Genomic DNA, 26,428 nt, shown 5'->3' on the forward strand with positions numbered 1-26,428 from the left:
GGGCCCTTTTAAATATTTTAAATCTGCTAAAACGCTTTAATCTCTTGATACAATTAAGGCTACATTTTAGGTGTCATTCTAGCCGTAACGACCCGTAATATAATCTTCAGTGGCTTTTTGCGCTGGATTAGTAAATACTTGATTGGTCTCACCCATCTCAACCATATCACCTAAGTACATATAACATGTATAGTCAGAAACGCGGGCTGCTTGCTGCATGTTATGGGTTACGATAGCGATGGTGTAATCATGCTTTAGATCTTCAATAAGATCTTCAATAGCGCCAGTTGAGATCGGGTCTAGCGCTGAGGTTGGCTCATCCAATAGAAGAACTTCAGGCTTTGTTGCCACACCGCGGGCGATACATAACCGCTGCTGCTGACCGCCTGATAACGACAGACCTGATGCTTTAAGTTTGTCTTTCACTTCTGGCCATAGTGCTGATTTTTTAAGTGCCCATTCTACTCGATTATCCAGTTCAGCTTTACTTAGCTTTTCGTAAAGACGCACACCGAATGCCACATTGTCATAAATTGACATAGGAAACGGCGTAGGCTTTTGAAAGACCATACCAACACGTGCACGTAGCAAGTTGACATCCACATCTTTTGACAAAATATTCTTGCCATCAAGAATAATTTTGCCATCAGCATGCATACCAGGATATAAATCGTACATACGGTTAAACGTACGTAGTAAAGTAGACTTACCACAGCCTGACGGACCGATAAAGGCCGTAACATTTTTTTCAGGGATATCTATATTAATGTCTTTGAGCGCTTTGAAATCGCCATAATAAAAATCTAAATCACGAATTTCCATTTTGGCTGGCGGCATGTTATCTGGTAGATCAGCCACTGTTTGTTTCGTAAAAGACGCGGTATCAGGCTGCTCTTGCTGATTACCTGTCTCGATTGGCTGCTCTAACATCGTGTCATTGCTGTTTTTAACGAGTTTATTATCTGTCAATGGTTTGCTCTCTAATACGTCTGTCATGGTAGTACCTTATAAATATATGAAAAAAATGAATTAAACTTAATCGTCGTTGGATGATTTATTTAATTTAATTTAATTACTCTAATTTACTAGCGTTTTTCTCTACCAATAATACGGGCGATAATGTTAAGCCCCAATACGGATAAAGTAATCAGTAACGCGCCTGCCCATGCAATCATATTTTGAGTATCATCAGGAGCCGCAGCAAATTGGTAAATAGTCATGGGTAAGTTCGCCATGGCGCTGCCCATATCCCAGCTAAAGAACCGGTTGTTCAACGCTGTGAATAATAACGGGGCGGTTTCACCAGTAATACGTGCAAACCCTAATAGAACACCAGTTATTAAGCCTGATTTAGCAGCTTGCATCGTCACTGATGTCACAACTTTCCATTTAGGCGCACCCAGCGCATACGAAGCTTCTCGTAACTGATTAGGGACTAGATTGAGCATCGTCTCGGTACTGCGAACCACTACGGGTATAATGATAAGCGATAGCGCGACAGCACCAGCCCACCCTGAGAACCCGCGATTACTGACCATCAATGTAAAAATAAATAAACCAATAACAATAGACGGTGCCGACAGTAGAATGTCGTTTAAAAAGCGCGTCGCTTTACCCAGCCAAGATCCTTGAGAGAACTCGGCCAAATAAACACCGGCTAACAAACCTACTGGCGCACCAATAAGCAATCCTGTACCTGCTATCATAAATGAACCAACAATAGCATTACGCAGCCCGCCTATGGTGTTTGGCGGCGGCGTATCGGCTGTGAAGATAGGCATCGTTAGCATGGCTTCCATACCTTTGCGTAGCAGATCAAACAGTATCCAGCCAAGCCATACTAACCCAAATGTCATCGCTAAGACGGCAAACACTAGCCCAATCACATTCAAAAATTTACGTTTTGTGTAGAGCGACTTATTCATTCGTTGCTCAAAGCTTTGTGATGGCCTTGAGTTGTTGTCTAATGTTGCACTGGAGTGTGATGTCATGTTGTGATCCTATCAATACCTGTCATACCAATTTGAATTTGTGTCACGCTTAGGTGACTAAATTTACTATAGTTAAAGACGTCTAAAATAATTAAAAGGCAACCGAGTGCAGGTACTACTCATGTAGGCTTAGCAAGGATAACGCCGTAACCGTTTAGTAGTTCGCTGACTATAAGCTACTTTTCTATTTACACCACTTAAAATTAGTTACCCGCTCTCTTATCAATTCGTGACAACATAATTTTGGAGATGGATAAAACAACAAAGGTAATGACAAAAAGTATCAACCCTAAATGTAATAATGTAGCAACGTGCATTTCACTTGAGGCTTCTGCAAATTCATTTGCGATAGCAGAGGTAATGGTGACACCAGAACCGAAAAGGTTGGAGTTGATGTTGTAGGTATTACCTACTAAGAAGGTGACCGCCATGGTTTCGCCCAAAGCGCGACCCAGTCCTAAAATAACACCCCCGACCACACCAGCTTTAGTGTAAGGTAAGATTATTTTATACATAACCTCCCAAGTGGTTGCGCCCGCACCATATGCAGATTCTTTTAAAAGCTCTGGTACTACTGAAAAAACATCGCGCATCGTTGCCGCAATAAATGGAATAATCATAATGGCTAAGATAAGCGAGGCGGTGAAAACACCGATACCTAGTGGCGGGCCACCAAATAGGCTGCCTATCATTGGGATAGGCCCGAGATGCTCAATTAAAAAAGGTTGAACATACTTGGCAAATAAGGGCGCTAATACAAAAAAGCCCCACATGCCATAAATAATTGATGGGATACCTGCCAATAGCTCAATTGCCATACCTAAAGGTCTACGCAACACTACCGGACAAAGTTCAGTTAAGAAAATAGCAATACCAAAGCTTACGGGCACCGCAATTAAAATAGCAATAAAAGAGGTGACAATTGTGCCGTAAATTGGCGCTAATGCTCCGTATTCATCATTGACGGTACTCCAATCAGAGCTGGTATAAAACCCAAAACCAAATTCTTGAATACTCGGCCACGCACCTATAATCAACGATACGAGTATGCCGCCTAAAGATAACAGTACTAGCAAAGCGAACAATTTGGTCAAATTGACAAACAGAAAATCGTTTCTTTTTTGTTTTGCTAGCTGAGCGTGTAAGTCAGACATGGTGTCCCCAACGTATGGTTTTCTTTGGCTTAAAAAATCTTGGGCTAAAATCTTTTTCTTTATATAACTTTTGTTTTAAGTAATAAGGCAAGTAAATGAGAGGTCAATTACTTGCCAGTTGCCTTAAATGTTCATTGACAGTGACAAGTCAATCTTGTTACTTAGCGGTATAAACAGGTTGACCATCAGCGCCAACCACTTTATTCCACTCATCTTTAAATAAAGCAACGGCTTCGTCTGGGAAAGGAACATAATCTAGGTCCAGCGCAGCTTGATCGCCTTCGTTATAAGCCCAGTTAAAGAAGTTTAATGCGCCAGCAACTTTCTCTGGATTTTCTGGGTTTTTGTGTACTAAGATAAAGGTGGCAGCAGCGATAGGCCATGCATCGGCAGTGTCTGAGTTTGCAATAACCTTGTAGAACCCTTCTGCTTGTGACCAATCAACGTTGCCAGAGGCCGCGAATGAGTCAGCTGATGGCTCAACACGATTACCAGCAGCGTTAACCATTGCTGTATGCGACATATTGTTTTGTTTGGCATAAGCATACTCAACATAACCGATTGAGTTAGGGGCTTGTTTTACCATACCTGCAACGCCTTCGTTACCTTTACCACCAACGCCTGTTCCAGTTTTATCCGTTGGCCATTCAACACTTTTATCAACACCCACATTAGCCCAGTCGCTTGATACTTCATTTAGGTAGTAAGTGAAGTTAAACGTCGTACCAGAACCATCTGAGCGGTGAACCGTCGTAATATTAGCATCAGGAAGCTCAACACCCTCATTTAGGGCAGTAATCGCAGGATCATTCCACTTGGTAATTTTACCTAGATAAATATCAGCCAGAACTTCACCACTTAATACCAATTGACCAGGCTCGATACCTTCAACATTAACCACTGGTACTACGCCGCCGATAACGGTAGGGAACTGGATAAGACCCGCTTCATTCAAATCTTCTGGCTTAAGTGGTTTATCCGATGCGCCAAAATCAACCGTTTTTGCTTTGATTTGTTTGACACCACCAGATGAGCCGATAGAGTTATAATTAACTTGTCCTTTAGTAGCGCCTTGATAGTCAGCTGACCATTTTTGATAGATAGGTGCTGGGAATGAAGCGCCCGCGCCGCTGACATTCATTTCTACGCCTTCAATATCGGTATACTGATCTGTGCTAGTAGTCGTAGCTGGAGCTTCACCAGTTACAGGTGCTGTTGCTGCGGTGTCATCTGTGGTTGTAGCAGTGTCTTCTGTTTTTGTATCGCAAGCAGTTAAACTTAAAATACTGGCAACTGCTACAGCTAATAATGAATGGCGCATGGTCTCTCCTAAAGAGTTATGAGTTATAGCTATCAAATATTAAGATTAGGAAGTTGACGGTTGTTATAATGTCGACTTCGTTATTGGAATGATGCTATTTTGCGCTTCAAATATGACAGTTTGATGAAATATTTAATTTTTGTATAAATATGTTAATCCAATAGTCTCATTAGCATAGCCAGTTAAAGGACAGTTTTATGTGCTTTTTAGTTTGGAAAAACTTCATTAAGACTTCATTAAATAGGTACGATGAAATTAAGTAATATACGAAAACCTTTAAATATAGATAATTCCCTATACTGTAAGCTTTCTTTACATTTAGTTAACGCTTTAGAAATATATTTAATACCTAACACCTGTATAATTCGTGCACATTAATTTGGTACTGCAAGTTTTTTTAATTGTTGCAACTCGGCAAATATGCCTCATATAGTTGTATTCACGAAATTTGTGACATTCAGTTTATGACACCTCGTTTGTGACACCTAGTTTGCGAATAGTTCCAATCATTAAAATTATTACAGGTATGACCTATGAAAAAACTTTTTATGCCCTTTACGCTTCTGTTGACTATGTTGTTAGCAGTGCCCGCTCAAGCAGGCATGGCATCTTGGTATGGACCAGGTTTCCACGGCAAAAGAACGGCATCAGGTGCTATATATAATATGTACGCTATGACTGCGGCCCATAAATCGCTACCTTTTGGCTCAAAAGTTAAAGTAACTAACCTTAAGAACAACAAGTCTGTCGTGGTTAAAATCAATGATCGTGGCCCATTTACGCCTGGCCGTGTTATCGACTTATCAAAAAAAGCGAATCAAGCGCTTAGCTGCAACTTATGTAAAGTAGATGTTGAAGTTATTAGTAAAGGCGATGGCAAATATCGCAGACAGTAAGTTTTGCATTTATTCACCATGCATCAATTCGATAAAGCGCCAACTTAGTTGGCGCTTTTTTATTGTCTTAAATGGTGCTGTTATTAGATTTTTAATTGACCCTGTTATTGATATCAAAGTTTGATAAGATAGCCATATCAATAATTGTAGACTCGGGGTGCAGACCTGTTGTTACTAATAATGGCCATTGACCATTAGGAATGACAATCAAGCGTTTGCTGAGACATCACCCGTTGAACCTGATGCGGTTAATACCGCCGTAGGAAAGTCATTGCAACTCCCCTATATATTATTTAACGACATAGTACATTACCGACTTTTCAATCATTCTAGCTTTTTAAGCTATATTTTGATTTCAATTATAATTGAGTAATAAATAGCCGGTTATTAAAACTACTTATTTTATAGTTATGCGCTTACTTTGTTATCGCTTAGCCTTTGTTTTAATCGCTAAGTCTGACTAGGTAAAAACGTCACTATAATTAACTAAAAATAGGTATTGCCTTAAAACTGAATTTACTTCATCTAAGGTCTGTTAATAATGAATAGGGTTTGAGCTGTTCTAATAGGCAGTCTCTGCACTCACTGAGTCTTTTTTACTTTCGGTTTTAGCTTTGATGCTAAAACCAGTGTTGACAGTTGCCATACGGCATTTGTAAAAAAGGACAGTTCCATGAATAATGCAGAAAATTTTATAAAAACCCCTGCCCACCGTAATACGAAAGACAAACTTTTTGATGAAGAAGCCCGCGATTTAACCCGTAGCCTGCCCGCATCAAAAAAAGTCTATATCGAAGGCTCTCGCCCTGACATCCAAGTTCCCATGCGTGAAATCACCCTGATCGACACCCCTACCGGTGGCTTTGGCCTTGAAAGTAGTGAAAAAAATCCGCCTTTTTATGTTTATGACACCTCTGGCTGCTATACCGATCCCAATGTTGATATTGATCTGACCAAAGGCTTGCCAAAGCTACGTGACAAATGGATTGAAGAGCGAGTCGATACCGAACGCCTAGCAGGTTTGTCTAGTAACTATGGCAAAGAGCGCGCCCGTGATATCAAAACTGCCAATATTCGTTTTGCCCATATTGATAAGCCGCGCCGTGCGAAGACTATCAATGGTAAGGCGGGCAATGTCACTCAAATGCATTATGCACGCCGCGGTATAATCACCCCTGAAATGGAATATATTGCTATTCGTGAAACCCAAATGCAGCATAAGTTAACCGACATGCGTCAACATGATGGGGATAGCTTTGGTGCCAATACGCCTAAGATTATCACGCCAGAGTTTGTGCGTGATGAAGTGGCAGCTGGTCGTGCCATTATTCCGAACAACATCAACCACCCTGAGTCAGAGCCGATGATCATTGGGCGTAATTTCTTAGTGAAGATTAACGCCAACATTGGTAACTCAGCACTCGGCTCAAACATTGATGAGGAAGTCTCCAAAATGACGTGGGCCACACGCTGGGGGGCGGACACCATCATGGATTTATCTACGGGTAAAAACATCCACGAAACCCGTGAATGGATAATCCGTAACTCCCCTGTGCCTATCGGTACAGTCCCTATTTATCAGGCGCTTGAAAAAGTGGACGGCGTGGCTGAAGATTTAACTTGGGAAATATTCCGTGATACGTTAATCGAACAAGCTGAACAGGGCGTGGACTACTTTACGATCCATGCGGGCGTGTTACTGCGTTATGTGCCTTTAACGGCTAAGCGCTTAACCGGTATCGTCTCACGTGGTGGGTCTATCATGGCACAGTGGTGTCTAGCACATCATAAAGAAAGCTTCTTATATACCCACTTCGAAGATATCTGTGAAATCATGAAACAGTATGATGTGGCGTTTAGCTTAGGCGATGGTTTGCGCCCTGGTTGTATCCAAGATGCCAATGATGAAGCTCAGTTTGGCGAGCTACAGACACTTGGCGAGTTGACTCAAGTGGCGTGGAAACACGACGTTCAAGTGATGATTGAAGGGCCGGGTCACGTTGCCATGAACCGTATTAAGGAAAACATGGATCTACAACTTGAGATGTGCCACGAAGCGCCTTTTTACACGCTTGGTCCATTGACTACCGATATTGCCCCCGGTTACGACCATATCACTAGTGCTATCGGCGCTGCGATGATTGGGTGGTTCGGTACGGCAATGCTGTGTTATGTGACCCCAAAAGAGCATCTGGGCTTACCGAATAAAAAGGATGTCAAAGACGGTATCATCACTTATAAGATTGCTGCCCATGCTGCCGACCTTGCCAAAGGTCATCCTGGCGCGCAGGCACGTGATAATGCGCTGTCAAAAGCGCGATTTGAGTTCCGCTGGGACGATCAATTTAATCTTGCATTAGACCCAGATACTGCTCGTGAATTCCACGATGAAACCCTACCAAAAGATGCGCATAAATCTGCTCATTTTTGCTCTATGTGTGGGCCTAAATTCTGCTCCATGAAAATCACTCAAAATGTGCGTGAGTATGCCGCTGGTTTAGACCTACCTAATAGTGAGGTTGCCATTACGCCTAGTTCAGGTGAATTAAGCGATGACATTCATTTAATTAAAGAAGTAGATACAGAGCTTGTCGGTAAAGTGGGAGAAGCCAGCTTTGATGAGGTGCAAAAGGGTATGCAAGAAATGAGTGAGAAGTATAACTCTGAGGGGCGTAAGCTTTATAAGGAGGTTTAGTCCTCTCAATTGCTACGCACAAAAAAAGCTTGAACCTTGTATAAAGGTTCAAGCTTTTTCTATTACATTCATATACATGAAGTTTAGAAATTTACTAAAATGTATTTGAATCAATCTAAAATAAGCTGATCTTAAGTTATACCTTTGAAGCGGTATAGATTTTATCGATTGATGCATCAATGGTCGCTGAGAACTCTTCGTCAGTCTGGTTTTTAGATAAGCCCTCAGTAAATGCACGCGAGAAGCTGGCGATCATACCTGGATTTTGTTTCAAACGCTCACACGACTCATCACGGCTATAGCCGCCCGATAGAGCCACTACTTTTAACACTTTTGGATGATCAATAAGTTCTTTATAAAACCCTGACTCTTCAGGAAGGGTGAGCTTTAACATTACTTGATGATCATCATCTAAACGATCAAGATTACGTAAAATCTCGTCTTTTAACAGTACTTCAGATTCGTGCTTTTCTTTACTTTCAATATTTACCTCAGGCTCTACGATCGGCATAAAACCTTCAGATAAAATCTGCTTAGCCACATCGAACTGCTGCTGTACTACTTTTTCGATACCGTGCTGTGCCGCCTCATGGATTACAGAACGCATTTTAGTACCAAATATAGGATAGTTTTTAGCCTTTTGTAGTAATGCATTTAAGTTTGGCATTGGCTTCATGACTTGAACACCATCCATTTGCTCTGCCAGACCTTTATCTACCTTCAAGAAAGGAACAATGTTTTTATCTTCCCAAAGGTAATTAGCAGTTGGCTTACCATTTACTTCACGATCCATAGTATCTTCGAACAAGATAGCACCTAATACGCGGCCACTGTCAAAGCAGTCACAAGTCATGATGCGGGTACGCATCTCATGAACTTTAGTGAACATTTCATCATCATTTTCATATTCGCTTTCTTCTACGCCATACATGCGTAGTGCCTTGGGCGTACTACCACCGCTTTGATCTAAGGCAGCGATAAAGCCTTCGTCATTTCTAATACGATCTAGCTGTTGTTGATAGCTCATTATTTTTTTCCTATTGCAGTTTATGAATTTATATTGGCAATTAGATGATGCTTAAAATTTTGTCTTAAAGTTAACATACACCAGAAACTAATTCCGTTATTAGATTGTTTAAGGTATGTTGAATAAGGGCGCCTACCTTATTAATAATACAAGGTAACATTATAATAAAATCTAATCATGAATTAATACGCTTTTATTTACTGAGAGTATATTCGTAACAATCGCTGTTATAAAGTACTTGAATGGTTACTACGCCTTGTTGAGGGAATTATGCTTTGAGATAATCGTCATGTTATTGCTATTTTAAGTTATTGCTTTTTTAAATAATTATTTTTTTAATTTGAAATCTTTAAATAGGAAGGAATTTATGAAAACTTTAAATGCTTTAGGAATTTCTGGTGCAGTTGCCATCGCTATTTTGGCTACAGGGTGTCAAAACACAACTGGTATGACTCATAACGATGTCAAACCGACGATAAACACTTATCAAATTACCAATCAAGCATTGCAAGCTAATAATTGGCGATTGATAGATGCAAAAGATGCTAACGGACAATCAGTTAACGCCTTGTTTATGAACCTAAATAAACCCTTAACCTTAAGCTTTAATACTATTGAGGGTACGAACATGGTTAATCTGATGAATACCTGTAACACCATATCAGCACCCTATACCATAGTAGATGGTCAAGTTAAATTAGGGGCGATGATGAGTACGATGAAAGCTTGTCCAACTGCTGAAGCTAAATTCGACTCAGCTGCCGTGGCGTCTGTTATGGGTAAATATACCTTGAGCAAAGCGGGTAATAATAACCCAGTGCTGGTAGTCACCAATGACAACCAAGTAGCACACTTTAAAGCAGTAACTAAAGCTAATTAGTGATTTATATTTAACCTATAAGTTTACAATAAGTCGCCTAAATGGCGACTTTTTTTGACGTTAAAAATTAAAGGGCTGTCCTAAAATAAGAAATTCACCTCTAATTAAAGTACTAATAGCAGTATCAAGTTTTAAATAAACTACTTTTTACACTTCTCAAAACACTGACAATTTCTAATATAATAGTGAATTAAATTCATTATATGCGTTTTATAAAATTTTGAGCATACTTTATATTATTGATTATCTTTCGTTTTGATAGCGAGTTACTTCAATAGCTAATATCTAAAAATTAAGAATAAATTTATTTAATGCACTAACTTATATCGACTTTTTAGCTATTGTTTATTTACTATGCCTCATCTACTATCAGCATCCTCGACCACTATCATTTGATAAAAGTGAATTATATTCATCTTATGTTTAAATAGTATCGTTTTTATTCGCATCAAAGCTTGAGTATGATTCATCACATACAGACTTTTGGTTTGATTTAAAAATAAATGTTGAGGATAATCCGATGAGCAAGCAGTTTACATATTCCATTTCAAAGATTCGCTTCGATGAGAACTATAAGCCAGCAGACAGTACTCGTCTGACCACAAACTTTGCAAATTTAGCGCGCGGTGAAAGCCGTGAAGAAAACTTACGTAAAACACTAACGATGATTAATAACCGCTTTAACGCATTAGCAAATTGGGACAACCCGACTGCTGATCGCTACTCTGTTGAAGTCGATATTATCTCAGCAGATTTAGATGTCGAAGGTAATGGCAACACCTTCCCTGCGATTGAGATGCTCCAAACAACAGTGGTTGACCACAAAGAGAATAAACGAATTGCTGGTATCGTCGGCAACAGCTTCTCGTCGTATGTACGCGATTACGACTTTAGCGTGGTGTTACTCAATCACTTTGATAAAAACCCATCTACGCCACCACCAGAGAGCTTTGGGAAGTTACATGGCAAACTGTTCAAACATTTATTAGATTCAGAAGCATACAAAGCTAATTTTAATAAACAGCCTGTTATTTGCTTAAGTGTATCGACCAGCAAAACCTATCATCGCACGAACAACCAGCATCCTGTATTAGGAGTGGAATACAGACAAGATGAATACTCACTGACTGATGATTATTTCCATAAGATGGGGCTCAGAGTACGCTACTTTAAGCCTAGAGGCAGTGTGGCACCGTTGGCATTTTATTTCTCAGGCGATTTATTGGGCGACTATACTGACATAGAACTCATCAGTGCCATTAGCACCATGGAGACCTTCCAAAAGATTTATCGCCCTGAGATTTATAATGCCAACTCAGCGGCAGGTCATGTCTATCAGCCAAGCTTAGATTATCAAGATTATTCGCTGACCCAAATTGTCTATGACCGTGAAGAGCGTAGTCAAATGGCCGTCAAACAAGGTAAATTTACGGAAGAGACATTCATTAAACCTTATGAAAACATCCTTAATGAATGGGCGGCGCGCAAAGATGCCCTTAATAGTGCTAATAGTAAACCTGCCAAAAATGAAACGCACAATAAAAACGTTGCCTAATCAACAAGCGATAACTTGCGTACAAAACACTTAAATACTATAGATGTAATAAAACAAATTAGATAAGAGAAATTGATTACCATGACACTATTACTCCCAACCTCAACTGCGGGCAGCTTACCAAAACCATCCTGGTTAGCAGAACCAGAGAAATTATGGTCACCTTGGAAACTAGAAGGCGATACACTTATTGAGGCTAAGCAAGACGCACTGCGGATTTCATTGCAAGAACAAGCAAATGCAGGCATTGATATCGTCAGCGATGGTGAACAGACTCGCCAGCATTTTGTTACCACTTTTATAGAGCACTTAGATGGCGTTGATTTTGAAAAGCGCGAAACCGTCAAAATTCGTGACCGTTATGAGGCCAGCGTACCTTCTGTAGTTGGTGCAGTGAGTCGCAAGCAGCCAGTATTTGTTGACGATGCTGCTTTTTTGCGCGCACAAACGGATCAACCGATTAAATGGGCGCTACCTGGTCCCATGACCATGGTTGATACGTTATATGATGGTCATTACAAAAGCCGTGAAAAGCTGGCTTGGGAATTTGCCAAAATACTAAACCAAGAAGCCAAAGATTTAGAAGCGGCTGGTGTCGATATTATTCAATTCGATGAACCTGCATTTAATGTATTTTTTGATGAAGTCAGTGACTGGGGGATTGCCGCATTAGAGAGTGCAGTTGAGGGTTTAAAATGTGAGACAGCCGTGCATATTTGTTATGGTTACGGTATCAAAGCCAATACTGACTGGAAAAAGACACTGGGTTCAGAGTGGCGTCAATATGAAGAAATATTCCCTAAGATTCAGCAGTCGCAGATAGATATTGTATCGCTTGAATGTATTAATTCGCGCGTCCCCATGGACTTAATTGAATTAATACGTGGCAAAAAAGTGATGGTTGGTGCTATTGATGTGGCGACTAATACGGTCGAAACCCCAGAAGCGGTCGCTGATGTGTTACGTCAGTCATTACAATTTGTTGATGCCGATAAGCTGTATCCTTCAACTAACTGTGGTATGACGCCACTGTCTCGCCAAGTAGCTAGAGATAAACTTGCTGCATTAAGTGCTGGTGCCCAAATTATCCGTCATGAACTAACAGCCTAATACTATTTTGTACTAATAGTTGACCTCATACTAAACTACTATAGTATTAAGCCCTAACTACCTTTTATGGTAGTGCCTGTTATTATAGTGCCAAAGTATTATGGTGCCAAAGTATTATGGTGCCAAAGTATTATGGAGGCAAAGTATTACGGTGCCAAAGTATTACGGTGCTAAGCTATTAGGATGCTAAAGATTTTTATAATTTTTAAGCATTGTGAGTTACTATAGCAGTATTGAAAGATTTTAAATTTAGGATAAATGCCATGATTGGAGCTACCGACTTTAGAGAGGGAATGTCTTTATTAGCCTCAGCGGTGAATGTGGTAACTACCCAAGGCTCGACTGGTCGACATGGTTTTACGGCATCTGCTGTCTGTAGTGTGACGGATACGCCCCCAACTTTGCTGGTATGTATGAACAGGTCAACCCGCTCACATAATAGTTTTGTTAATAATAAAGTGTTAAGTGTTAATGTGCTCGGCGCGCATCAACAACTTATTTCTAACGCATTTGCCTCATCTCTAGACTCAGAGCAGCGTTTTACACATGGGAATTGGACCACGCTTAAAACAGGCTCTCCTGTATTAGAGGATGCACTCGTAAGCTTTGATTGTCAAATTGATGCGGTTCATGAGGTGGGTACACATAGTGTCTTTATGTGCCATGTTGTCGCTATAAACACAAATAATAAAGGCAGTACAGATCTACAAGACCAGTCTGATGAAAGTCTAATTTATTTTAACCGTGCCTATCATAATGTATGCCAAACTTATAAACCGTAAACGTCGGCTTTCGATACGCTTTATGAGACATCATACGCTGTGACGAACAAACAGATAAAACTGTTTGAGATAACACTATATTGGATTGAGATAACACTATTTTAGATAAATGCTATCTAAGACTTTTAATAGAAACCATCACTTAGCTAAGGCTAACTAATTAAGAAGATACAAACCCGTGGAATTAATTGTTTTTTTAATCATTGGTGCTTTGGCAGGATTTGCCGCAGGGCTGTTTGGCGTAGGCGGTGGTACAATTATCGTCCCGCTATTATTTATTGTCTTCACCCAGATGGATTATCCTGCTGATTCAATTATGCACTTGGCACTTGGCACATCACTTGCGACTATTATCGTAACGTCGATTAGCTCATTAACAGCACACAATAAAAAAGGCTCAGTAATATGGCCTGTATTTAAAAATCTCGCGCCTGGTATGGCGCTGGGCTGTTTTTTTGGTGCAGGCATAGCAGGACTAATATCAGGGATCCACTTGCAAATTATTGTTGGTATCTTTTTACTATGGGTTGCTTATCGCATGTTTAGTAAAGCCAAAAAGCAGGCTATACCTAGCCAAAACCAAGTAAATATGACTTCATTAAATACCATTAGCACGGAGTCTACTAGTGTAGCTTTACCTTCGACGCCTAACCAACTAACCGCAGGTGGCGTCATCGGTATTGCTTCTGCCATTTTTGGTATTGGCGGTGGCAGCTTAACCGTTCCCTATCTCACTCATTATGGCGTTGTGATGCAAAAGGCTGTTGGCACCTCTGCCGCCTGTGGCCTACCAATTGCCATTGCTGGTGCATTAGGTTTTATGTTCTTTGGGATGCAGCATCAACTTGATGTACCTAATACCATTGGCTTTGTGCATATCTATGCGTTTTTAGGTATTGCTAGTATGAGCTTTTTTACAGCGAAGCTGGGCGCAAAGGTAGCCCATATTTTATCTCCCGCACTATTAAAACAGTGCTTTGCGATATTGCTCACCGTTGTTGGCTGTTATTTTCTTTATAAAGGACTACGTTAGATATATTTAAAGTACCACATGTGATGCTAGAGGACTACTGGCTTTTTAAGCTCTACCACTAAGAGCACTCAATCAGCTATCAGCACTTAGTTATGCACGATTATATAAAAGTAGACTCTCATAAACACAAAAGGTCGCTGTTGGTTATACACCTACAGCGACCTTTTTTTGTATTAGTATGTATGTCTTTTTTTAGTATAAACCCTACTCAACCGTCACGCTTTTCGCAAGATTTCGGGGCTGATCCACATCCGTTCCGCGCATCACTGCCACATGATATGACAAAAACTGAACCGGGATGCTATAAACAATAGGTGCTAAATGCTCATTGACATCAGGGACGTTAATCACATGTAGACGCTCTTCACTGGTTAGCTGACTTGATTCACTGGCAAATACAAACAGCTCCCCATGACGGGCATGTACTTCTTGCATATTGGCCTTAAGTTTATCAAGCATACTGTCTTTAGGCGCTAATACGACGATAGGCATGTCTTTATCAACCAAAGCAAGTGGGCCATGTTTAAGCTCGCCAGCGGCATAGCCTTCGGCATGAATATAAGAGATCTCTTTTAACTTTAAAGCGCCCTCTAAAGCAATCGGGAACTGAACCCCGCGGCCTAAGAATAAGGTACTTTTCTTATCTTCGAATTTCTGACTCATTTTCTCAATTGGCTGATCAAGGTTTAAGCTTCTATCTAACTGACCTTTAAGCTTATGCATATCAGTCACTATCTCGGCCAATGTGTTGGCAGCTATACGCTGTTGAACCCGACCGATTTTTAATACTAATAACATTAACGCCGCTAACTGAGTGGTGAAAGCTTTGGTAGATGCTACCCCAATTTCCACACCTGCATGCGTTGGTACAAAAATGTCGGTTTCGCGCACCAATGAAGAGGTTGCAACATTACAGACACTTAATGTAATTAAACCTCTTATATCACCAGATTTGGCTCTTCGCTGAGTCTCGCGTAAGGCTGATAAGGTGTCGGCTGTTTCTCCAGATTGAGACAGACAAACGATCAATGTATCATCCACCACTACCGGATTGCGATAACGAAACTCGCTGGCCACTTCTACTGAACAAGGCAAACGGGTCAGGTTTTCAAACCAATATTTGGCTACCATGCCAGCATGGTAACTGGTACCACAGGCTAATACTTGTATATTGCGTACTTTGGCCAAAGTCTCTGTATGTCGCTGTAAAAAATCTTCTTTTAGATCTCCTTCACCAGCGCCCATCTCAAGGGTACGTGCTACGGCGTCAGGTTGCTCATAAATTTCTTTCAACATGTAATGCTTGAACTCGCCTTTATCGGCATTATGGTTCTTAGCATCTAATTCTGTGACGCTACGCTCCACAGGCTTTCCATCGGCATAAACTTCAATACTGTCACGCTTAACAATGGCAATATCACCTTCTTCTAGATACATAAATCGGTTAGTCACAGGTAGTAAAGCCAGCTGATCTGAGGCAATAAAGTTCTCCCCAATGCCTACCCCTATCACTAGTGGTGAACCTAAACGAACGGTTATCATTTCATCAGGATTGTCGACATGGATTACCCCTAATGCAAATGCACCGTGCAATAAAGGGACAACTTTTTCCACTGCAGCAAACAAACTTTGGGTCTCTTTATAGGCTTCTGCTACCAAATGGGCAACGACTTCTGTATCAGTCTCTGAGGTAAAGCTATATCCCTTATCCATTAACTGATTTTTAAGCGGACCATAGTTTTCAACTATCCCGTTGTGTACCACCGCCACTTTGCCTGAGACGTGTGGATGCGCATTATGCTGAGCAGGTTCGCCATGTGTTGCCCAGCGGGTGTGAGCTATCCCCACATTTGCTTTAAAGTTTTCAGTATCATTATTTACAGCATCGACCAAAGCCTTAACTTTACCCACTTGACGCTCGCGGTATAATTCACCGTCCCTAATAACGGTCAACCCTGCTGAATCATAGCCTCTATATTCTAGGCGCTTTAGACCTTCTAATAACACGCTTGATATATTACGTTCGGCGATTGCGCCTACTATTCCACACATATTAAATCCTCAACTCGATATTACAGGGTATTCTTTAGTATTTATCTTTTGCTTTCTGGGCGTTGATAATTGTCTTTTTGTACTTGACGACCACGGCCGATAGCCAGCGCTTTGTCTTCAACATCTTTAGTAATCACCGATCCTGCCCCTACAGTTGCCGTATGACCAATATTTACCGGAGCGACCAAACTGACATTCGTACCGATGAATGCGCCATCACCTACCACTGTTTGGTATTTATTAACACCGTCATAATTACAGGTAATAGCGCCAGCACCAAAGTTTACCCCAGCGCCGATTTGGGCGTCTCCCACATAGCTTAGATGATTCACTTTACTACCTTCACCTATGTGTGATTTTTTAATTTCTACAAAATTGCCTAAACGTGTTTTATTGTCTAATACGGTCTGTGGACGCAGGTGCGCAAATGGCCCAATGGTTGCCTCGTCCCCAACTTGCGCCTCATCAAAGACACAGTAGGGCTTCACATGAACATAATTACCAATTTTAGTATCTTTAATAATACAGCCCGCCTCAATAGTCACGTCATTACCTATACTAACCGCTCCTTTGAGGACCACGTTAATATCGATAAACACATCTTGTCCTACGGTCACTTCTCCTCGAATATCCACACGACTTGGATCAGCAAACTGTACCCCCTGAACTTGTAGGTCTTCAACTAATTTTGCTTGCAAGCGGCGCTCAAGACTGGCTAGTTGCTGACGGTTGTTAACCCCTTCGATCTCGAATTCATGATCAGGCTCAATAGCTGCAATCGCGATACCATCCGCTACTGCCATCTTAACGATATCTGTCAGATAATACTCCTGCTGAGCATTATCATTCGATAGGCTAGGTAAATACTTGTGCAATAAGGCGTTGTCTACACAATAAATACCACTGTTAATCTCACGTATAGCTTGTTCTTCTTCACTAGCATCTTTTTGCTCAACGATAGCAATAATATTACCATTGTCATCACGCTTAATACGTCCCAAGCCAAAAGGGTTATCTACGGTTAATGTCAGCATAGACATACCTTCAACATTGGCCTGTTTTAGTCGGATCAAAGTATTGCCACTGACGAGCGGAACATCACCATAGAGAATTAAGCTTTTGCCTTCAGCAGGTAGCTCTGGCAGCGTAACTTTTACCGCATGCCCTGTCCCTAATTGATCAGTTTGCTCGACCCAAGTTAAGTCATAATCGGACATTGCTTGCTGAACTTGATCACCGCCAAATCCATATACCACGATGGTCTTATCGACACTCACACTTTGACATGTATCCAATACATGCGCTAATAAAGGTTTACTGGCCAAGGTTTGAAGTACTTTAGGTTTGGCAGACTGCATACGAGTACCTTTACCCGCGGCTAAAATAATTGTTGTGAGGGTGTCGTTCATAGCAATTAACTCTTAGAAATTTAAAATTTAGGTTTCAGTATTTGATCAACTAAACTAATTTGATTAACTAAACTTAAAGGGCATTTAATATGACCATAAAATACGAACGGCATCTTAATCTATTTATCAAAAATAGCAAGGCTTTTGAATTTCAAGCTAGATACCACTCATTTAATAGTTCTATTGTTGCATGAAAACTATTCAACTATCTACTTGTATTCAGCAATCTATTATTAGCGTTATAAAATAGCCATCAGTGTTTATCTAAAGTGAAACCATTATTAAATGGGGTAAAAGGTCATCATGAGGGTGACTATCATCAGCCAAGCAACAATTACCATAATACCTGCCAAAATATCATCAAGCATGATACCTAGACCACCTGTGAGCTTTGTATCCGCCCATTTGATCGGGTTGGGCTTGGCGATATCAAAAAAGCGAAACAAAATGAATGCCAGCCCAATGGCTAACCAATAGTCTTTTATTGTAATATAGTCAGCGGCATAGGTAATAACGAAAGCCACAGGTAATAGACTAATCCACATGCCTGCCCATTCGTCCCAAACAATATGTGGATCGTCATGAACTTGCATCAAATTCGATGTCCGATCACAAATCCAAATACCTATAATACTAGCTAAGATTGTAATTGATAAAAAAGGAAAAAAACCCAATTGCATTAACGGTATACCAATAATCAAACCGCCAAATGTTCCCCATGTTCCGGGCGCACGTTTGGGCAGGCCACTACCCAGACCGATGCCTAGCCAGTATACCAACGTGTCTAGTGTGCTTGTGCCTACTGGTAAGGGTGGACAGTCGTTGGCCTTGCTGATGTCAGGTTTATCATTAAAATTAGGATCTGAGGACATAAAACTTCCTAAGGGTGTGGTCACTGAGTAAAGTGCTGATAGCCTTTTAAATCGGGATAATCATCGAAAGGTAAAGGGGTTTGTTCAGTAACTTTTTCACCCTGATAAAATAGCTCAATGGGTGGTGAAGGCGGTTTTGATGAGCTCGCAGCTACTACCTCGCCAATACAAGTCACTTTTGTAAAAGCTGAGGCGCGCACCGCTTCAGACAACTCTGAATCGGCAGGTATGGTAAATATTAATTCATAATCATCGCCACCGGTGAGCTGATAGCGCAATCTATCTGCTAGTTTAACCTGCTGCAAAGGCTTACTGGTTGGTATTTTCTCTAAATCAAGCCGTACTGCCACACCGCTTTGATCACATATATGGCTTAAGTCTTGTACCAGTCCATCTGAGACGTCCATCATAGCCGTCGCTTCACCTAAACTGGCAAGCTTCTGCCCTAATGAGCTACGCGGGGTCGGCATATGCAGCCGATGACCAAGATGATGACCTACTTCAGTATCTGGGTGATAAAGTGCGTAACTGGCATCACCTAAGGTGCCAGATACATAGACTTTATCCCCTACCTGAGCCCCGCTACGATAGATAGGTTTAATAGAGGCTGGCAATACCCCATTTGCGGTAATACTAATCATTAGCTTATCACTGCGCGTAGTATCACCGCCAATTAGTTCTACCCCAAATTGATGACAAGCATGAAACAACCCTTTAGCAAACTCGCTAAGCCAACTTTCAGTGGCCAAACGCTCAGGTAAAGATAATGCCAATAGAATACTATGCGGTTTGGCGCCCATCGCCGCAATATCAGAAACATTAACAACGACTGCTTTATAGCCAATAGCGAATGCTAAATTTATGACCTGTTGCCAGTCATCACTAAAATGACGACCTTGAATTAAAGTATCGACACAGGTAATCCATTGGCCTGCAGAATTCCAAGCGATGACCGCAGCATCATCTCCTAAAGCTTTTGTAATTGTAGGATGTGTGGCCCTAGGATTCGATTGAGTAGCACGGGGGTCTTTGTGTTTAAAGTCCCCAGCTTCAAAGTTTTCAGCATTAAAGTTTTCAGCGTTAAAAAAACGATATATAAGTTCAAATTCAGTCATCAATCTTCATCCTTAAAGCCCATGCACTTGCAGTTTTTTATTATTTATTTTATTAGCTAAAACCTAAGCTCAAGTCTGATATTTATACGTTTATCAGCGCTTTATGCTAGCAGTTATTTTTTGACGTCAATCAAATTAAATAAAAGGCCATCTATCATACCTAATAGATAGCCCCCTTATAGCCTCTTAACTCTATAATCACTACTACTAAGCTACTTTTTAGATTTAAGACCTATTCTTTGCTTTGGCTGTCGCGGCTGTGGATCTTCTGCGTCATTTGCTTGTTGATTTGTGTTTAATTGTTGACTGTCTTGCTCAGTATCAGCTTCTACAGCTTTCACCTTCTGTTGATTAGCTTTGTTTTGCTGTTTCATCTGTTTATAGCCCGCTCCTGAATCTGCCTCTACTTCTATGGCACGTAGCTCTGCCGCCAGCTTATCCATTACCGCATTAATTAGTTTATGAGCATCTGTGGCGCCAAAATGAGTATTTAGCTTCATGGCTTCATCTAGCACAACCTTATAAGGAATATGTAAGCTATGCTGTAATTCATAAGCGCCAATCAATAAGACGGCATGCTCAACCCTATCAATTTGATCGATAGGACGATCTAAGTGTTTAGATATTAAAGCTTCTAATGCTTCGATTTGCTCAGGAATTTCACGCATTAGGGTATGGTAATACCCCAAATGAACGGTATGCATGGCATTACTTGCCCGTGTGCGTGCTGCAATATCATGCGGTGGATTGGCCTTCCACTCCCCTTTACCTGTTTGTTCAAAACGATGATCTGTCATTAGCCATTCATACAGCCCTTGCAGGGCGAAACGTCGTGCTTTACGCACTGCAGTATGAGTGGTTTTATAACTAGATTCATTAATATCAAACTGATCATTTGACTGATTTTCAGAAAAATTTTTGTTGTCAGTTTTTGGCGGATTGTTATTGCTCATGTATATAAATACCTATCATCAAAGCGAGCGCTTTGATATTAATATGGGTGATTAGTCTTCGTCTTCTTCTTCATAATTAACGTCAAGTTGAGAAAGTACTGCCACCATCTCTAAGGCAACTAAGGCTGCCTCAGCACCTTTATTACCTGCTTTAGTACCTGAGCGCTCAATGGCTTGCTCTATACTATCGGTAGTGATAATGCCATTAATAACCGGAATATTATAATCCATTGAAACGCTGCCTAAACCATTGGCTGAACTGCCAGCGACAATATCAAAATGCGGCGTACTACCCCGAATTACTGCACCTAAAGCCACAATCGCATCAAAACGGTCAGACTCTGCAGCGCGCTGGGCTGCTAAGGGTAACTCAAAGGCACCTGGGACACGAATGACACTGATATTGCTGCCAGAGACGCCGTGACGTAATAATGTATCGATAGCACCCTCAACTAATGACTCAACCACAAACGCATTAAAACGACCCACGACGATACCGATACGGGTTTTTTTATTCTGATACAAATTGCCTTCGATATGAGTGATGGCTTCACGTTCTTTTTGTAAATCTTGCATAACGGCATCCTAATCTGACTGATAAAATAAAATTACCGCTATAATAACATTTTTTATAGTTGGTTTTAGTTTTATAGACGGTTTTAGGGACAATCATTGGTATTAATCAGGTTAACTCGGTTTGAAATCTAACCTATTTAAACCCCTTCATCTTATTAGTAGTTTTTATACCCTTATAAACGCATTTCAATACCTTGCTCAGTCATAAACTGTTTTGCTTCAGCAACGGTATATTCACCAAAGTGAAAAATACTAGCAGCAAGTACCGCGTCTGCACCGCCTTCTAGTACCCCATCAGCTAAATGCTGCAAGTTGCCCACACCGCCCGACGCTATTACTGGAATATTGACTCGTCCGGTAATGGTTTTCATGAGCTCTAAGTCATAACCTTGTTTGGTGCCATCACCATCCATTGAGGTGACCAATAACTCACCTGCGCCCAATGCTGCCATTTTCTCAGACCATGCCACCGCGTCGATACCGGTTGGTTTACGTCCCCCATGGGTGAAAATCTCCCACCTCGGCATGCCGCCCACGTCAGCTACCCTTTTGGCGTCGATAGCGACTACGATACACTGGCTACCAAACTTAGCCGCAGCTTCACCGACGAACTCTGGGGTAAATACAGCGGCTGAATTAATCGCCACCTTGTCCGCGCCTGCGTTTAAAAGATTACGAATGTCTTCAATCTTGCGCACACCACCACCAACAGTCAACGGTACAAACACCGTCTCAGCAATGCGTTCAACCATGTCATAAGTCGTATCACGCCCATGGTGGGTCGCAGTAATATCCAAGAAGGTTATCTCATCCGCCCCTTGTTCGTTATAACGACGCGCAACTTCAACTGGATCCCCTGCGTCTTTAATATCCACAAACTGGACGCCTTTTACTACTCGGCCATTATCGACATCCAAACACGGAATTATTCGTTTCGCTAACATGGTTTTTGCCTTATTAATTTAATTTTTACAGTCTAAATGCTACCCAACTAAATGCTACCCAGTAGTTTTGTATAGACTTATGTTTAGTACACTTTGCATTTTAGCAAAAATCTACTCATAAATTTTTCCTATGCAGATTAATGCTATAAATAATATGTATAAAATTACTATTACCCTTTAAAACTATCTTAAGCGGAGACAAAATTGATTAGAACCTTAGTAGAAAAAATCTATATAAATAAAATTAGTCCTATAGTAATTAAATCTTTTAAGTTAAGTGCCTTGTTTATGCCGTATTATTAGTTTGTATCTCTAATCTTGTTTGCTTTAAACTATAATGAGAATATAGCGTTATTATCATCCTATGATTAGCCACCCATTTCCATTCCTATCGAAAACCATCTAAGAGAAATTCATGTCCGTTTATACTCACCTATCAGAAGATCAATTTACTGCTTTTTGTCAAGCTTTTGGCGTTTCATTTGCTAAGGCCATCCCCATTACTCAAGGTATTAAAAACTCTAATTGGTTTATCCAAACCTCAGACGATGCTGAAGGTGAGTATTCTTACGTCTTTACCTTATTTGAAGAGCGCCCGCCTGAAGATATTGCCAAAATGGCTACTATTTTAAATAAATTAAAAGGTCAACTTCCAGTGGCAGCACCCTTGGCCACACATTTGCCCAAGACAAATTCATCAAATTCACAATTCCACGAAAACTATCATAATAAGAGTCAGAATCAGCAAAATCCTAACTACTTAATTCAGTATGAAAATAAAGCCATCACCTTAGTGCCTTGTCTGTCTGGAACTCATCCCAAAGAGACATCCGTATCCATGTGCCATACTATGGGTCAAGCATTGGCCACTTTGCATAATACCTTACAGAGTTTAACTCCTGCTGAGAAGTATGGCGTTCCTTTGTATCCGTGGGATCAGGTGCGTGACCGAGAAATACAGTTCATGCCCGCTGATGAAGCCAAACTGATGCAAGATATTTGGCAACAATACGACGAGCTACCCTTAGATACACTGCCAAAAGGGCTATGTCACCTTGATATGTTTGCCGACAATACTTTATGGCATTTAAAAAAAGATAACGAAGAATTAACCGGCTTATTAGACTTCACAGAAGTGAGTGTGGAACATTATGTGATGGATATCGCCATTACTATTAATGATTTTTGTACCACTTGGGGCGATGCCAATGATGGAGAGTCAGTTAACTTTGACACCGAAAAAAAGCAAGCTTTCATTGAAGGCTACCAAAGTACACGTGAATTAACTGAGGCTGAGCATCAAGCTTTGCCGGTGATGTTAGCGATGGCGGCGGTGACTTTTTGGTTACTGCGCCTCAATGTAATTCATTATAATCGTGAGCAAGGTCGTACTGGCGATAGCATTATGGTGAAAAACCCCGACTTGATGAAACGCTTAGCAGCTTATCATTGGGGTGAGGTAGAAAGACTGCGTAATAGCCAGCAGACGGTTTATGTGTTAGAGCACGCCCGCTATAAGGAAGATGACAAAAATAACGATATTGAAGACTTTAAACTCATTGGTGTATTTTCTACTGAAAATCAGGCAAAAGCGGCTATTGAGCAACTAAGTAATCAGGATGGGTTTAGAGACTATCCAAATGGATTTCACATTGATGCCTATCTTTTAGATCAAATTAATTGGTCATCAGGGTTTAGTGTATATTAGGATTAATGGTGGTTAGGCTTTGATTGGGTTTTGTTTAAGTTATAGGATGAATAACTTGTTTCACGTGAAACAGCCTGACTTATATAATTATTCCTATCACGGTAACCTAAAAAGCACTAAACAAAGTCCATTTGAAAGTTTACTTAAAAGGAACTGCTATGAGTAATAAAGTCAATGATTGGCACAAACTGATTAGCTACGATACCAATATTCAAGGTGAGCTTCATGCAAACCTGCTGAAGAACAATGGTATTAAGGTTTCTCTACAAGCATTAAGTGCCATACCCGGTATGAACTCAGGCGCTGTGCTTTGGGTACAAAAGCAAGATTTACTGCAAGCCAAACGTATTTTAGATAACATTGATATAGAAAATGACTTAGAAATTTATATTGAAACTGATTCTGAAACTGATTTATAAATAGAGTCGCAAACCGACGTTGAACAGGAATCAATTCTAGATCAAGATATCAAAGACAGTGAAGACAATAAATAAGGCGGTATAGTGTAAATGTGTCAATTATTAGGTATGAATGCCAATACGCCCACAGATATTGGGTTTAGCTTTACTGGATTCCACAACAGAGGGGGGAATACTGACCATCATAGTGATGGCTTTGGTATTGCTTTTTTTGAACCCAGCGCCTGTGTTGGTACCAATCAAGGCTTAAATCAAAACTCAGCTCAGAATCTTGGCCGAGGGCTAAGAGTGTTTCACGATGATAAGCCCAGCTTTGAATCTCCAGTCGCAGAACTCATCAAAAACTACCCTATCAAGGCTTTAAATGTGGTGGCTCATATCCGCAAAGCCACTCAAGGCAATAACTGTCTAGCCAACACCCATCCTTTTGTGCGTGAAGTTTGGGGTGAACAATGGGTGTTTGCTCACAATGGTCAAATGAATGAAACATTCATCAAACGCTGTCAGCGCCTGCAAAATAATGGAAATAGTGAGCACTGTCGCCCCGTTGGGACTACGGACTCTGAGATAGCTTTTTGTTATTTGATCAATCGTTTAAAGTCGATGTATAAGCAGCGTCCCTCAGATGAAGAACTGTTTAAGTTTTTAACGACTCAATGTCGTTATTTAGCGGCTAATGGATTATTTAATTGTTTGATATCTAATGGCGACTGGCAACTGGCTTATGCCAATTCTTTGTTATTTTATTTAACACGTAAGGCGCCTTTTGGGGAAGCAAAACTTGCCGATGATGAGCTTTCTATTAATTTTGGTGACGTTACCACAGATAAAGACAAGGTGACCATCATAGTGACTGTGCCACTGACGAAAAACGAAGACTGGCAACAATTGGCTGTCAATGAATGTTTGGTTTTTCGAGATGGAGATATTATTTTTAGAGACACCCCTAGTCTGCGTAAATATCTAACTATTGAAGAAGGTATCGCCATTGCTAAAGAGGTGGGCGCAAGTCTGTAGCCATATATAAATTAGTATAGTAGCTATTCATTTAATAGCTAAACATCAACTAGCTCATTTGTAACTAGCTTATCCTTTTAATGACTTTTCTTTAATTCTTTAGAAATGCTTTTGATGATGCTTAGGAGAATGTTTTATAGAAACTGACCGCAGCAGCGTTTGAACTTCTCTCCCGAACCACAAAAGCAAGGCTGCTTTTGAGTTATTATTAAAGAAGTTGTAGGGTCTATAAAATACCAGCGTTTACTCGTTACTATAGTTGCTGACTGATCTGTTTTTAATAGCGCTGGTCTAGGTCCGCTATTCTCTTTCATACTAACAAACGTAGAACGTTCGTGATGAGCTGACAGATCAGATTCCTCTAACGCTGCCATATCCTTGTAGTACGCCTTAAACTCAACTTGAGCATGGCGTTTGCTGACTTTGGGGTTATGTTCAACGATGTGTAACCCAGCCCAGGGTGTTTGTTCAGCCCAGTCCTTTATGGCATCTTTATTCAAATAAGGCTGCTGAGCTGGCACTGTGGTTCTCACTATATAATCTGGTAATACGAGTACGAACGCACAATAGCGTGAGCGCATTAAAGCTTCACTACTATCGGCAAGTTTTATCCCTTGATGCAGCGGTTGACAGCAGTCTTGATAGGTCTTATCTACCTGTTGAGCATCAACCGATTTAGCCAAACCAACTAGACCAGCTGGGTTGTTGTGGGTATTTGGATTAAGACGACAAGGACAACAGTCTATAAACATATAACTTACCTTAGCTATTGCGAAAAGATACTATTTAATTAAAATATCACAAATTCAAGAAGTGGTGCATTCAACTATGCATTGATAAAATTAATCAGAGTTATTTAAATAAAAATAAAAAAAACTTATTTATTAATATGGATTTAGGCTATATTAAAAAGCAGATG

Annotated in this window: 23 protein-coding genes and 1 riboswitch; of the genes, 10 read left to right on the plus strand and 13 right to left on the minus strand. The window is 40.6% G+C overall.

Annotated features, from left to right (window positions below):
• Positions 1-78: 78 nt before the first annotated feature.
• From pstB to pstS, 4 genes are all read right to left on the minus strand, one after another.
• The gene (gene pstB / locus AC21OH_RS10245; RefSeq protein ID WP_486535767.1) at positions 79-996 is read right to left on the minus strand and encodes a phosphate ABC transporter ATP-binding protein PstB; all 918 of its coding nucleotides are present in this window, start codon (positions 994-996) and stop codon (positions 79-81) included.
• Positions 997-1,085: 89 nt separating this feature from the next.
• The gene (gene pstA / locus AC21OH_RS10250) at positions 1,086-1,991 is read right to left on the minus strand and encodes a phosphate ABC transporter permease PstA (RefSeq protein WP_486535766.1); all 906 of its coding nucleotides are present in this window, start codon (positions 1,989-1,991) and stop codon (positions 1,086-1,088) included.
• Between the two features lie 203 nt (positions 1,992-2,194).
• On the minus strand, positions 2,195-3,145 hold the full coding sequence (pstC, locus tag AC21OH_RS10255) for a phosphate ABC transporter permease subunit PstC (RefSeq protein ID WP_486535764.1): 951 nt from the start codon (positions 3,143-3,145) through the stop codon (positions 2,195-2,197).
• Positions 3,146-3,302: 157 nt separating this feature from the next.
• Complete coding sequence (gene pstS / locus AC21OH_RS10260; protein WP_487370757.1) at positions 3,303-4,466, minus strand: phosphate ABC transporter substrate-binding protein PstS; 1,164 nt, start codon at positions 4,464-4,466, stop codon at positions 3,303-3,305.
• 533 nt (positions 4,467-4,999) lie between these two features.
• Here pstS and AC21OH_RS10265 point away from each other — a divergent pair.
• Together AC21OH_RS10265 and thiC are read left to right on the plus strand one after the other, a co-directional pair.
• Positions 5,000-5,362, plus strand: coding sequence for a septal ring lytic transglycosylase RlpA family protein (locus AC21OH_RS10265; protein WP_486535760.1), 363 nt, complete (start codon positions 5,000-5,002; stop codon positions 5,360-5,362).
• 143 nt (positions 5,363-5,505) lie between these two features.
• Positions 5,506-5,645: riboswitch (TPP riboswitch) on the plus strand.
• 390 nt (positions 5,646-6,035) lie between these two features.
• Positions 6,036-8,057 carry a phosphomethylpyrimidine synthase ThiC gene (gene thiC / locus AC21OH_RS10270; protein ID WP_487370758.1) on the plus strand — a complete coding sequence of 674 codons (2,022 nt, stop codon included), beginning with the start codon at positions 6,036-6,038 and terminating at the stop codon, positions 8,055-8,057.
• Positions 8,058-8,193: 136 nt separating this feature from the next.
• Here the strand turns inward: thiC and AC21OH_RS10275 are convergent, their stop codons facing one another.
• The gene (locus AC21OH_RS10275) at positions 8,194-9,084 is read right to left on the minus strand and encodes a fructose bisphosphate aldolase (protein ID WP_487370759.1); all 891 of its coding nucleotides are present in this window, start codon (positions 9,082-9,084) and stop codon (positions 8,194-8,196) included.
• Between the two features lie 367 nt (positions 9,085-9,451).
• On the opposite strand from AC21OH_RS10275, the gene AC21OH_RS10280 reads away from it, so the two are divergent.
• The 5 genes from AC21OH_RS10280 to AC21OH_RS10300 all read left to right on the plus strand — a co-directional run bounded on the left by AC21OH_RS10280 (position 9,452) and on the right by AC21OH_RS10300 (position 14,444).
• Positions 9,452-9,964, plus strand: coding sequence for an META domain-containing protein (locus AC21OH_RS10280; RefSeq protein WP_487370760.1), 513 nt, complete (start codon positions 9,452-9,454; stop codon positions 9,962-9,964).
• Positions 9,965-10,484: 520 nt separating this feature from the next.
• Positions 10,485-11,519 carry a DUF1852 domain-containing protein gene (locus tag AC21OH_RS10285; protein WP_487370761.1) on the plus strand — a complete coding sequence of 345 codons (1,035 nt, stop codon included), beginning with the start codon at positions 10,485-10,487 and terminating at the stop codon, positions 11,517-11,519.
• An 81-nt stretch (positions 11,520-11,600) separates the two neighbouring features.
• Complete coding sequence (locus tag AC21OH_RS10290) at positions 11,601-12,629, plus strand: methionine synthase (RefSeq protein ID WP_487370762.1); 1,029 nt, start codon at positions 11,601-11,603, stop codon at positions 12,627-12,629.
• Positions 12,630-12,892: 263 nt separating this feature from the next.
• On the plus strand, positions 12,893-13,411 hold the full coding sequence (locus tag AC21OH_RS10295) for a flavin reductase (RefSeq protein ID WP_487370763.1): 519 nt from the start codon (positions 12,893-12,895) through the stop codon (positions 13,409-13,411).
• A gap of 178 nt (positions 13,412-13,589) precedes the next feature.
• Positions 13,590-14,444: a sulfite exporter TauE/SafE family protein gene (locus tag AC21OH_RS10300; protein WP_486535747.1), complete on the plus strand. Its 855-nt coding sequence runs from the start codon at positions 13,590-13,592 to the stop codon at positions 14,442-14,444.
• Between the two features lie 204 nt (positions 14,445-14,648).
• On the opposite strand, the gene glmS is transcribed toward AC21OH_RS10300, so the two are convergent.
• The 7 genes from glmS to hisF form a co-directional block, all read right to left on the minus strand.
• Positions 14,649-16,496: a glutamine--fructose-6-phosphate transaminase (isomerizing) gene (glmS, locus tag AC21OH_RS10305; protein ID WP_487370764.1), complete on the minus strand. Its 1,848-nt coding sequence runs from the start codon at positions 16,494-16,496 to the stop codon at positions 14,649-14,651.
• A 41-nt stretch (positions 16,497-16,537) separates the two neighbouring features.
• Positions 16,538-17,905 (minus strand): bifunctional UDP-N-acetylglucosamine diphosphorylase/glucosamine-1-phosphate N-acetyltransferase GlmU, encoded by a 1,368-nt coding sequence (glmU, locus tag AC21OH_RS10310; protein ID WP_487370765.1) that lies wholly within the window; start codon positions 17,903-17,905, stop codon positions 16,538-16,540.
• Between the two features lie 281 nt (positions 17,906-18,186).
• Entirely contained in the window at positions 18,187-18,777 is a 591-nt protein-coding gene (locus AC21OH_RS10315) for a phosphatidylglycerophosphatase A family protein (protein WP_486535712.1), read from the minus strand.
• A gap of 20 nt (positions 18,778-18,797) precedes the next feature.
• Positions 18,798-19,892 carry a thiamine-phosphate kinase gene (gene thiL, locus AC21OH_RS10320; protein ID WP_487370766.1) on the minus strand — a complete coding sequence of 365 codons (1,095 nt, stop codon included), beginning with the start codon at positions 19,890-19,892 and terminating at the stop codon, positions 18,798-18,800.
• Positions 19,893-20,104: 212 nt separating this feature from the next.
• Positions 20,105-20,845, minus strand: coding sequence for a transcription antitermination factor NusB (gene nusB / locus AC21OH_RS10325; RefSeq protein ID WP_486535709.1), 741 nt, complete (start codon positions 20,843-20,845; stop codon positions 20,105-20,107).
• 51 nt (positions 20,846-20,896) lie between these two features.
• The gene (gene ribH / locus AC21OH_RS10330) at positions 20,897-21,421 is read right to left on the minus strand and encodes a 6,7-dimethyl-8-ribityllumazine synthase (RefSeq protein WP_486535708.1); all 525 of its coding nucleotides are present in this window, start codon (positions 21,419-21,421) and stop codon (positions 20,897-20,899) included.
• A gap of 173 nt (positions 21,422-21,594) precedes the next feature.
• Positions 21,595-22,365 carry an imidazole glycerol phosphate synthase subunit HisF gene (hisF, locus tag AC21OH_RS10335; RefSeq protein ID WP_486535706.1) on the minus strand — a complete coding sequence of 257 codons (771 nt, stop codon included), beginning with the start codon at positions 22,363-22,365 and terminating at the stop codon, positions 21,595-21,597.
• 415 nt (positions 22,366-22,780) lie between these two features.
• Here hisF and AC21OH_RS10340 point away from each other — a divergent pair, with 415 nt between their 5' ends.
• The 3 genes from AC21OH_RS10340 to AC21OH_RS10350 all read left to right on the plus strand — a co-directional run bounded on the left by AC21OH_RS10340 (position 22,781) and on the right by AC21OH_RS10350 (position 25,509).
• Positions 22,781-24,073 (plus strand): homoserine kinase, encoded by a 1,293-nt coding sequence (locus tag AC21OH_RS10340; RefSeq protein ID WP_487370767.1) that lies wholly within the window; start codon positions 22,781-22,783, stop codon positions 24,071-24,073.
• A 158-nt stretch (positions 24,074-24,231) separates the two neighbouring features.
• Positions 24,232-24,492 carry a hypothetical protein gene (locus tag AC21OH_RS10345; RefSeq protein ID WP_486535704.1) on the plus strand — a complete coding sequence of 87 codons (261 nt, stop codon included), beginning with the start codon at positions 24,232-24,234 and terminating at the stop codon, positions 24,490-24,492.
• A gap of 90 nt (positions 24,493-24,582) precedes the next feature.
• Positions 24,583-25,509 carry a class II glutamine amidotransferase gene (locus tag AC21OH_RS10350; protein WP_486535703.1) on the plus strand — a complete coding sequence of 309 codons (927 nt, stop codon included), beginning with the start codon at positions 24,583-24,585 and terminating at the stop codon, positions 25,507-25,509.
• 134 nt (positions 25,510-25,643) lie between these two features.
• Here the strand turns inward: AC21OH_RS10350 and AC21OH_RS10355 are convergent, their stop codons facing one another.
• On the minus strand, positions 25,644-26,261 hold the full coding sequence (locus AC21OH_RS10355; RefSeq protein ID WP_487370768.1) for a YchJ family protein: 618 nt from the start codon (positions 26,259-26,261) through the stop codon (positions 25,644-25,646).
• Between the last annotated feature and the right edge of the window lie 167 nt (positions 26,262-26,428).

The organism is Psychrobacter sp. CX10, from assembly GCF_057621575.2.